Raw genomic sequence first — 10,088 nt, 5'->3', positions numbered from 1 at the left:
TGCGCGACGAGCTGCTCAAGGCCAAGGAAAAATTCCACGCCAAGGCCGCCTCCGGCCTCGTCACCAACGTCAACACCGGCGAGATCGTGGCCATGGTCTCGGTTCCGGATTTCGACCCGAACAATCCGAAGGAAGCCCACGACCCTGATCGCATCAACCGCCTGACCACAGGCGTCTACGAGATGGGCTCGACCTTCAAGGCGTTCACGCTCGCGATGGCGCTCGACACCGGCAAATACGGCCTCGATTCGCTGTGGGATGCGCGCGGGCCGCTGCACTACGGCAAGTTCGCCATCCATGACGACGAGCCGAAGGGCCGCTTCCTCAACATGAAGGAGGTGTTCACCTTCTCCTCCAACGTGGGCGCGGCGCGAATTGCGCTGTCGCAGGGCGTGGAAGCGCACAAGGCGTTCCTGCGCAAGATGGGCCAGCTCGAGCGGCTCCGCACTGAGCTGCCGGAAAGCGCCTCGCCGATCGTGCCGCGGCATTGGGGCGATCTCAACACCATCACCATCGCGTTCGGTCACGGCATCGCGGTCGCGCCGCTGCAGGCCGTGATGGGCGTCAGCGCGCTGGCGAACGGCGGCCTGCTGATTCCGCCGACTTTCCTCAAGCGCTCCGAGGAGGAGGCGCGGGCGATCGCCAAGCGCGTGATCAAGCCCGAGACGTCGGACAAGATGCGCTTCCTGATGCGGCTGAACGCAGAGATCGGTACCGCCAAGAAGGCGAATGTTCCCGGTTACTACATCGGCGGCAAGACCGGCACAGCAGAAAAGGTGGTCAACGGCCGTTATGCCAAGAAGAAGGTGCTGACGGCGTTTACCGCGATCATTCCAGCTGACAAGCCGAAGTACCAGCTCCTGATCATGCTGGACGAGCCGCAGCCGCTGAAGGAGACCTACGGCCAGATAGCGTCGGGCTGGAACGCCGTTCCGACCGCGGGCAACGTCATCGCCCGGATCGGACCGCTTCTCGGCATCGAGCCCCGCTACGACCTGCCGCCTGCGGACCGGCTTATTCTTGCAGCGTCAACAGCGCGCCAGCAGGAAAAGAGCGAGTCAGTGGCGCATTGATGAGCCCGCGGTGCTACCGATTGTGCTCGCTAACAAGCTCGCCCGGATCGCTGAGCAGGACCTACATGTGGGTCATTTTGACGGTGCCCGTGCCCGCAGGCGCCGCGCCAGGACCAGGCCCTGCGGCGTTGCCTTCGGTCAGCCTCACGTGATTCAAACTCTCAAACCGGGGGACGAATCATGCGCTATGAACTCGCCGACTTTGAATGGGTCGCCATCAAGCCGATGCTGCCCAACAAACCGCGTGGCATTCCTCGGGTAAACGACCAACGTGTCCTCAATGGTATCATCTGGATCTTGCGATCCGGAGCACCTTGGCGTGATCTGCCGGCGGCGTTTGGTCCGTACACCACTTGTTACAACCGCTTCGTCAGGTGGCGACGGGCTGGCGTCTGGGGCCGCATCATAGATGCACTTGCCGCTGCCCACGATGCTGCTGTCCAGATGATCGACACCTCCATTGTCCGCGTGCATCAGCGTGGAGCCTGCATCACGAGCAACCAGCGAGCCAATCGATGGGAAGGTCCCGCGGCGGCTTGACGAGCAAAATCCACGCTGTTGTCGATAGCAATGGTCTGCCGGTGCGGCTGGCGCTGAGCCCTGGTGAGACCCATGATGTTAGCCTTGCCGGAAAACTGCTATCTCGTTTGAAATCCGGGTCGATGCTGCCTGCCGACCGTGGCTATGACGCCGACTGGATTAGAGAGCTTGCCATGAAGAAGGACGCGTGGGCCAACATCCCACCAAAAAGTGGCCCATATCTCTACCGCGGTCGCAACCGGGTCGAGCGGTTCTTCAACAGGATCAAACAATGCCGTCGGGTCGCAACGCGCTACGACAAACGAACTATCTCGCTTTCATTCAGCTTGCCTCGATCAGGCTATGGCTTCGCGTTAATGAGTCCACGTCCTAAATCCGCTTTTCCGTGTCCCCTTCAGTTGGGGCCGTCTGAATATACCAGGGTCAAAGAGGAGATGTCTTTGATTGAGCGGTTTGCGACGTGGTCCACCCTCGGAGCAGTCTGACTGAGGCGCCCCCTCTCGGAAGCAAAAATGCGCGCACGAATTATAGGCCGTTTGGTCGGTTTTCTTGTGATCGAATTCGGAATAGTCATTTCGTGGCTATTCGGTCCACCAGAAAATCGATGAACAACCGCACCTTCACCGACAGATGCCGCGTCGGCGGGTAGACCGCATAAAGCGCGAGCGGCGGCGCGGAATAATCGTCCAGCACCGTCCGCAGTTCGCCCTTCTTCAACGCGTCCGCGGCGATGAACTCGGGCAGCAACGCGAGGCCCCTGCCCTTGATCGCGGCATCGCGCAGCACCTCGGCATTGTTGACGCAGAGCGACCAGGACGGCTGGATCCAGTGATCGCCATCGCGGCCGGTGAGCTTCCACTGATTGCCCGTCAGCAGGAAGCCGTAGGTCAGCGAGGTATGCTCGCGTAAATCCTGCGGATGCCTTGGCACACCGTGATGCGCGAGATAACCGGGCGAAGCGCAGATCATGCGCGACACCGGCATGATTTTTCGTGCGATCAAACTCGACGATTCCAGGTCTGCGATCCGCAGCGTCACGTCAAAGCCGTCCTGGACGGGATCGAGCAGGTCATCGCTGAGCACGATCTGGAGCTGAAGCTCCGGATACGCTTCCATGAAGTCCGCGAGGACAGGCCCGAGCCGCATCGTCCCGAACGACATCGGCGCGTTGACGCGGAGCAGTCCACGCGGCGCCGACTGGGCCTGCGTCACCGCCTGGTCGGCGGCCTCGATCTCCGAGAGGATCACCACCGCGCGCTCGAAATAGCGCTGGCCGTTTTCAGTCGGGCTGGCGTGCCGCGTGGTCCGGTTCAGGAGCTGGACGCCCAGGCTCTCCTCGAGGTCGGCGATGTATTTGCTGATGGCCGAGCGCGACAGCCGCAATTGCCGGCCGGCTTCGGCGAAGCTGCCGCTTTCGACCACTTTGACGAAGGCCCGGAGGCTGGCGACCTTATCCAAGCGCCGGCCTCGGCGATTGTTTCCAGATCATAGACATAGTCGTCATATTTGCATGGATTGTCTCCAATCCAAAGCAGAACAATATTTCCGCCCAGAGCAAGACCGCTCCCCGATTTCAGGAGAACGACAATGTCTGGACTGCACCATGTCACCGCGATCGCCGGCGACCCCATCCGCAATTTCGGGTTCTACACGCGGGATCTCGGCCTGCGCTTCGTCAAGAAGACGGTCAATTTCGACGATCCCGGCACCTACCATTTCTATTATGGCGACGAGACCGGCCGCCCCGGCACCATCCTGACCTTCTTCCCGTGGGCCGGCGTGTCCCCCGGGCGCCGCGGCGTCGGCGAGACCCATCAGACCGCCTTCCGCGTGCCGCAGCGCTCGCTCGGCTACTGGACGCAGCGCTTCACCGAGAAGGGCATCGCTTACGAGGCGCTGGAAAAGCGCTTCGGCGAATCCGTGTTGCCGTTCACTGACCCCGACGGCATGGCGCTCGCGCTGGTCGGCGTCCCCGGGGCCGAGAACGAGTCGGGCTGGAGCAATGGCGAGGTGCCGGCCGAGCATGCGATCCGCGGATTCCATGGCGTGACCCTGTTGCTCGACAGCGCGGCGAAGACGGCGGCCGTCCTCACCGACGTGCTCGGCTTCAAGGAGACGGGCCGCGAAGGCTCCGTGATCCGCTTCAAGGCATCGGGCGACACTGAGGGCAGCGTCGTCGACATCTACGCGGCCAAGGGCTTTCTGCGCGGTCATCAGGGCGGCGGCTCCGTCCATCACATCGCCTTCCGTGCGGCCGATGATGCCGAGCAGGGCAAGATGGCCGAGAGGCTCGTCAGCAATCACGGCCTGCACCCGACCGAGCAGAGGGACCGCAACTACTTCCGCTCGATCTACTTCCGCGAGCCCGGCGGCGTGCTGTTCGAGATCGCAACCGATATCCCCGGCTTCGCCGTGGACGAGCCTGTCGCGACGCTCGGACGCGATTTGAAGCTGCCCGGCTTCCTCGAAAAGCATCGCAAGGAGATCGAGGGCGTGCTGCCGAGCCTGGAAGAGACCGCGTCATGACCGATTTCATCCACCGTTTCGAGCCCGCGCGCGACGCGGGCTCACCCCCACTATTGCTGCTGCACGGCACCGGCGGCGACGAGAACGATCTGCTCGGGCTCGGCCAGATGATCTCGCCCGGTTCCGCCCTGCTCTCTCCGCGCGGCCGCGTGCTCGAGCACGGCATGCCGCGCTTCTTCCGCCGCCTTGCGGAAGGCGTGTTCGACGAAGAGGACGTGCGCCGGCGTGCGCGCGAGCTCGGCGACTTCGTCGCGGAGGCACGCAGGCACTACGGCATCGCCGCGCCAGTCGCGATCGGTTTCTCCAACGGCGCCAACATCGCGGCCGCGCTGTTGCTGCTGAAGCCGGACGTGCTGGCAGGCGCAGTGCTGTTGCGCGCGATGGTGCCGCTGTCGGATCCGCCCAACACTGATCAGGCAAAGCCGGAGCTTGGCGGCAAGCCGGTGCTTCTGCTGTCGGGGCAGGCTGACCCGATCGTGCCGTCGAGCAATTCCGCGAAGCTTGCGGCGCTGTTGTCGGACGCAGGCGCCCGTGTCGACCACAACGTCTTGCCGGCGGGCCATCAATTGTCGCAAGCCGACGTGACACTGGCCCGCAAATGGATCGGCAATATCAGCGCGAAAGCGGCATGAACCGACAAGCGGCGCATCGTTTCCGGACGGTGCGCCGCTGCTATCGCTCGAAGCGGCCGCACCGCTTCGTGAAGGATCAGGCAGATTTTTCGACGCGGTTCTCCCCCCTCGTCGACCAGCCGAGAATGGTCACATCATGCGCGCAAAGCGACGATCCGACCGGCTAAGGTTCCAAAAAATTGGACGATCGATCGACGTGTTCCAGCCCAAGAACACACGCATATGTTGTTGAACTATTAAGAGTTGCTGTGGCACGAACATTCCCGTAATGCAGGGAGTGGCCGAAAATGGCTAGTCGCAATCCGTCCATCGCGTTCGACGCTGTGCTGCGTCCGATCGCGTGAACCGATGGGACTGTTGCGATTGCTCCTGGCGCTGGCCGTTGTCGGCGACCATGTATTGCCGCCATTCACTTGGCTTCGTCTCACGACGGGGATCATGGCAGTTGAAGTCTTTTTCGTGATTTCCGGCTTCTACATGCAGATGGTGCTGTCGCAGCGATACGCGTCCCCAGGAGCGTTCTACCTCAGCCGGGCATTTCGCATTTTTCCGACCTATTGGCTCGTGGCTGCTCTGGCTTTCGCGCTCTGGCCCGCGAAAGGCTTCCACGACCTCGCCAGTCTGGGATGGCAACCAGCCATTCTGCTGTTGGCAACCAATATCTTGATTTTTCTTCAAGACACGTTGTTGTTCCTCGGAGTGGACTACAGCGGACTATTCTTCACAGCAGATTTTCATTCCACTACCCCTCAACTGTCCTCATATCTGATGGTGCGCCCATCGTGGACGCTGGCCCTGGAGTTGTATTTTTACCTGGTGGCGCCGTCTTTGGCGCGAATTCGCAGCTCCTACCTGGGTGCGCTCGCTCTCATCCTCACCGGAGCGAGGCTTGCAGCCTATGGCGCAGGACTGGATCACGATCCCTGGTTTTATCGCTTCTTCCCATTCGAGCTTCCTCTCTTTGTATTGGGCATGCTCAGCTTCCGCCTGTTCAACCGGATCGAATTGCTGCCGTTCTCGCAGTCCAGACCCCTGGCGTTGGTCGTCATCGCCGGATTGATCATGCTCGCACAGCTTTTTGTCTTGAACGTTCCGGTGCAGTACAGCTTCGTTGGAGCGACCATGGCGGCAGCGGTCGTTCCGATTGCCTTCGCCGCCTTCAAGGACGCCAGCGTCGATCGGTTCGTCGGAGATCTCTCCTATCCCATCTATCTCCTGCATTTCCCGATCATTCAGTTCCTGAGCGATAATTATGCCGTTGTGGTCGCGACAAGCCTGCTGCTGTCCTGCCTCATCGTCGTCGGTGTCGAGAGGCCCCTGGAGCGACTTCGCCATCACCTCACCGACGGCAGGACAAAGAACCAGCCCATGCCGGCGATCACGACCAAAGCGACGTTCAAATTGGCCAACACCGCCGATCAGAAATCCTGATCGATCTCGGTCTTCAAAAATGGACTTCGTCTGACGGGTCGGATGGCCAGCCATCGACGTCTCGGAACAGCTTCCTGATGACGTGCTCGCCCGGTGGTGCGTCCTTCGTCAAGGATGGCATCATGCCCGTGTTTTGCCCGACGGGTCAATCGATTTTTCGGATTTTCGAAATCGCCTGATCGGACCGCGCAAGCCATTGAAAGAACAAGGCCGGTCTACTGTGCATGGGGTTGTTTTCTCGTTTTTTCAGCCCGCACAAGAAAATGGGCCGCTCTCCGACGGAGAGAGGCCCATTTTGAAGCGCCAGGCTCGGCCTGACCGGGAGCCTATTCCCAGGACCAGGCCGAGAAATCGTTCTCGAACTGCGGGACTTCCTTCCAGACGCCCTTCAGCTTCTTGTTGATCACCGTCGGCCATTGCGGCTGGAACAGGAAGCCGGCGACCGCGTCCGTCGCCAGCATCTTCTGGGCATCACCGAGCAGCTTTGCGCGGGCAGCCTCATCCGGCGTCGACACGATCTGCTTGTAGAGCGCGTTGAACGCCTCGTTGTTGTAGCCGAGGTAGAAGTCGGGCTCGGTGATCTTGACGAGATCGAACGGCTCGACGTGGGAAACGATGGTGAGGTCGTAATTGTGCGGACCATTGCCAGCGAACACCTGCGACAGCCACTGCGCCCACTCGACGTTCTCGATCTTGGCGACGATGCCGACCTTGGCGAGCTGGGCTGCGAGGATCTCGCCGCCCTGCCGCGCGTAGGGCGGTGGCGGCAGCTTCAGGCTGAGCTCGAGCGGCGTGGTGACGCCGGCTTCAGTCAGCAGCTTCTTCGCCTTCTCGGGGTCGTACGGGTTGATGCCGGTGGTATCGACATAGCCGAGCGACCCCGGTGTGTAGAAGCTGCCGATCGGCGTACCGAAGCCTTCGACCGAGCCATCGATCAATGCCTTGCGGTCGATCGCAGCGAGGATCGCGCGGCGCACCCTGACGTCGTCCAGCGGCTTCTTCTTTTCGTTGATGGCGACGATGGTCTTGGCCTTCGAACCGCCGATCAGCACGGTAAAGCGCGGGTCAGCTTTGAATTGGGCAACAACGCGGGTCGCGATGCGCGGAAATGCATCCACATCACCCGAGAGCAGCGCCGCGGCCTGCGCGGCCGGATCGGAGATGAAGCGGATCGTCACCTTCGCGAGCTTGATCGCGGAGGCGTTGCGATAGTCGGCCCACTTGTTCAGCGTAATCGACGAGCCCTTGGCCCAGGCACCGAGCTGATAAGGCCCGGTGCCGACCGGCTGCGTGATATTGGTCGCCGCGCTCTTCGGCTCGACGATGGAGGCGCTCGCCTGTCCCATCAGGAACGGCAGGTTCGGCTCGGGATATTTCAGCGTGAGCGCGATCGTGTCGGCATCGGGCGCATCGATCTTCTCGAAAGCCTGGAACAGGCTCTTGTCCTTATTGGTGCTGTTCGCGGCTGCGTTGCGCTCGAACGAGAATTTGACGGCGGCGGAATTGAACGCCTCACCGTTCTGGAATTTGACGCCCTTGCGCAGCTTGAACGTATAGGTCTTCAGGTCAGGCGAGGCGGTCCAGCTCTCGGCGAGCAGCGGCGAGACCGAGCCGTCCTCGTTGATCTTGGTCAGGGTCTCGTAGATGTTGTAGAGCGTGACCTCAGCGATCGCTGCAGCCGCAGCGTTGGTGGGATCGAGCCCCGGCGGCTCCAGCGTCATACCCATGACGACGCTGTCCTTCTTGCTCTGCGCCAGCACCGGCAGCGGCGCCGCGGCTAGTGCTGCGGCAAAAGCGACGATCGATAGCTTCTTCAACATGCCCAACTCCCCGGCCTTCTTCTGTCCTTTGGGACGACGCCAATCTTGCCGCCGACATTAGCCTTCCATGGCCGCCTGCGGCAATGCCATCACGGCCTCCGCCTTGTGGCAGGCGACAAGATGTCCCGCGCCCACCCTGCGTAGCAAGGGCGGAACCTCCCGGCAATGCTGGTCGGCGAGCGGACAGCGCGCGACATAGGGGCATCCGCTCGCTGCCGCCGATTGCGAGGCGATCGCCTGCGCCCCGCGCCGGCGCCGGCCACCACCGGCACGAGCCCGCGGCACGGCATCGAGCAGTGCCCGCGTATAGGGATGGGCGCAGCGCTCGAACAAATCCTCCGGCCGCCCCTGCTCGACGACCCGGCCGAGATACATCACGGCGACCTCGTCGCAGAGATAATCGACAACGGCAAGATCGTGACTGATCAGGATATAGCTGAGGCCGAACTCCTCCTGGAGGTCCTGCATCAGGTTCAGGACCTGCGCCTGCACGGAGACGTCGAGCGCGGAGACCGGTTCGTCCGCGACGATCAGCTTGGGCTGGGTGATCAACGCGCGCGCGATGGCGATGCGCTGGCGTTGGCCGCCGGAGAACTCGTGCGGATATTTGTCCATGTCCGCTTCGCGCAAGCCGACCTGCTTCAGCACCGCGGAGACGCGGGCGCGAAACGTGGTGCGATCGACGTCATCAAGCACGGTGAGCGGCTCGGCGACGATGCGCGCAACCGTCTGGCGCGGGTCGAGCGACCCATAAGGGTCCTGGAACACCATCTGGAAATCACGCCGCGCGCGGCGCAGTTCATCGGGCGAGATGCGGTTGAGATCGCGGCCGAGCAGCGTGACCTCACCCGCGGTCGGCCGCTCCAGCGCCATCACGACGCGCGCAAAAGTGGATTTGCCGGAGCCGGATTCGCCGACGATGCCGAGGCTCTTGCCGGCCTGGACCTGCACGCTGACCCCGTTGAGCGCGCGCACCTCGCCGGGCGGACGGAAGAGGCTTTCGCGCGGCAGCGTGTAGCGCTGCTCGAGATTTTTGACGTCGAGAAGAGGTGCTGCGGTCATGCGGACAGGGCTCCGACATTCGCTGCCATGGAGACATCGGTCCTGATGCAACGCACGCCGTGCCGGGGGCCAACCTCGACCATCGGCGGCAGCGCCGCCCGGCACGCATCGATCACGAGCGGACATCGATCGGCGAAGGTGCAGCCCACCGGCAGATCGGCGAGCTCCGGCACGGTACCCGAGATCGTCGTCAGCCGCGTCCCCTTGCGCGCGCCGAGTTTTGGACGGGCGCGAAACAGGCCTTGCGTATAGGGGTGGCCCATGCGGCGGAACACTTCGTCGGTTGGCCCGCTCTCGACCACTGTGCCGCCGTACATCACCATCATGCGCTGCACGTTCTCGGCGATGACGCCGAGATCATGCGAGATCAGGATCATCGACATGCCGCGCTCCTCGACGAGATCGGCGATGAGATCTAGGATCTGGCCCTGGATCGTGACGTCGAGTGCGGTGGTCGGCTCGTCCGCGATCAACAGATCAGGCTCGCAGGCCAGCGCCATAGCAATGGTGACGCGCTGGCGCTGGCCGCCGGAGAACTGGTGCGGATAGGCGTCGATACGCCTCGCCGGATCGGGCAACCCGACGCGGTCGAGCAAGGCGATAGCTTCTTTCCGCGCCTGCGCGGCCGAATATTTCTTGTGACGGCGCAGCGGCTCGGCGACTTGATGGCCGATCGTGTGCATCGGGTTCAGCGCCGTCATCGGCTCCTGGAAGATCATGCTGATGCGGTTGCCACGCAGCTTGCAGTAATCCCCATCCGGCAACCGGACGAGCTCGTTGCCGTCAAGCTTGATGCTGCCGGTGATAACAGCGCTCTCAGGCAACAGCCCCATCAGCGAGAGCGCCGTGACTGACTTGCCGCAGCCGGATTCGCCGACGAGCCCAAGCGTCTCGCCGCGCTTCAGGGTAAAGCTGACGCCGCGCACGGCCTGCGCGGCGCCGCGAGAGGTGTTGAGGCGGACGCCGAGATTATCGACCTCGATCAGGGTTGCTGGATCAACCAT

8 protein-coding genes and 1 pseudogene are annotated in these 10,088 nt (G+C 62.5%); 5 read left to right on the top strand and 4 right to left on the bottom strand.

The features are described from left to right. Positions 1-1,073 (top strand): peptidoglycan D,D-transpeptidase FtsI family protein (locus tag BM374_RS22925; RefSeq protein ID WP_143270228.1); only part of this gene is annotated, 1,073 nt, incomplete at its 5' end. A gap of 180 nt (positions 1,074-1,253) precedes the next feature. Next, positions 1,254-1,986 (top strand): annotated as a pseudogene (locus BM374_RS22920) (IS5 family transposase). Positions 1,987-2,183: 197 nt separating this feature from the next. Here BM374_RS22920 and BM374_RS22915 read toward each other — a convergent pair. Beyond that, on the bottom strand, positions 2,184-3,071 hold the full coding sequence (locus tag BM374_RS22915; protein WP_092296837.1) for a LysR family transcriptional regulator: 888 nt from the start codon (positions 3,069-3,071) through the stop codon (positions 2,184-2,186). A 129-nt stretch (positions 3,072-3,200) separates the two neighbouring features. Between BM374_RS22915 and BM374_RS22910 the strand changes: the two genes are divergently transcribed. From BM374_RS22910 to BM374_RS22895, 3 genes are all read left to right on the top strand, one after another. Continuing rightward, a complete protein-coding gene (locus tag BM374_RS22910) occupies positions 3,201-4,139 on the top strand; it encodes a ring-cleaving dioxygenase (RefSeq protein WP_092296834.1) in 939 nt (312 codons plus the stop codon). Beyond that, the gene (locus tag BM374_RS22905; RefSeq protein ID WP_092296831.1) at positions 4,136-4,771 is read left to right on the top strand and encodes an alpha/beta hydrolase; all 636 of its coding nucleotides are present in this window, start codon (positions 4,136-4,138) and stop codon (positions 4,769-4,771) included. Before BM374_RS22910 ends, BM374_RS22905 begins: the two co-directional genes overlap by 4 nt. Before the next feature lie 348 nt (positions 4,772-5,119). Next, positions 5,120-6,202 carry an acyltransferase family protein gene (locus BM374_RS22895; RefSeq protein ID WP_092296825.1) on the top strand — a complete coding sequence of 361 codons (1,083 nt, stop codon included), beginning with the start codon at positions 5,120-5,122 and terminating at the stop codon, positions 6,200-6,202. Positions 6,203-6,528: 326 nt separating this feature from the next. Here BM374_RS22895 and BM374_RS22890 read toward each other — a convergent pair whose 3' ends face one another. From BM374_RS22890 to BM374_RS22880, 3 genes are read right to left on the bottom strand one after another with little or no spacing between them, the layout of a single operon-like run. Beyond that, entirely contained in the window at positions 6,529-8,022 is a 1,494-nt protein-coding gene (locus BM374_RS22890) for an ABC transporter substrate-binding protein (RefSeq protein ID WP_092297024.1), read from the bottom strand. A 57-nt stretch (positions 8,023-8,079) separates the two neighbouring features. Beyond that, entirely contained in the window at positions 8,080-9,084 is a 1,005-nt protein-coding gene (locus BM374_RS22885) for an ABC transporter ATP-binding protein (RefSeq protein ID WP_092296822.1), read from the bottom strand. Continuing rightward, positions 9,081-10,088 (bottom strand): ABC transporter ATP-binding protein, encoded by a 1,008-nt coding sequence (locus BM374_RS22880; RefSeq protein ID WP_177248470.1) that lies wholly within the window; start codon positions 10,086-10,088, stop codon positions 9,081-9,083. Before BM374_RS22880 ends, BM374_RS22885 begins: the two co-directional genes overlap by 4 nt.

Source organism: Bradyrhizobium sp. Ghvi (genome assembly GCF_900115265.1).
Lineage (GTDB): Bacteria > Pseudomonadota > Alphaproteobacteria > Rhizobiales > Xanthobacteraceae > Bradyrhizobium.
Note: the sequence above shows the minus strand (reverse complement) of the source record. Positions and strands in the feature narration are given on the sequence as shown.

What these genes read in the sequence shown, in the direction of transcription:
- BM374_RS22890 (WP_092297024.1), bottom strand. Translation starts at nt 8,022, where the DNA reads ATGTTGAAGAAGCTATCGATCGTCGCTTTTGCCGCAGCACTAGCCGCG.
- BM374_RS22885 (WP_092296822.1), bottom strand. Translation starts at nt 9,084, where the DNA reads ATGACCGCAGCACCTCTTCTCGACGTCAAAAATCTCGAGCAGCGCTAC.
- BM374_RS22895 (WP_092296825.1), top strand. Translation starts at nt 5,120, where the DNA reads ATGGGACTGTTGCGATTGCTCCTGGCGCTGGCCGTTGTCGGCGACCAT.
- BM374_RS22880 (WP_177248470.1), bottom strand. Translation starts at nt 10,088, where the DNA reads ATGGTTGATCCAGCAACCCTGATCGAGGTCGATAATCTCGGCGTCCGC.
- BM374_RS22910 (WP_092296834.1), top strand. Translation starts at nt 3,201, where the DNA reads ATGTCTGGACTGCACCATGTCACCGCGATCGCCGGCGACCCCATCCGC.
- BM374_RS22905 (WP_092296831.1), top strand. Translation starts at nt 4,136, where the DNA reads ATGACCGATTTCATCCACCGTTTCGAGCCCGCGCGCGACGCGGGCTCA.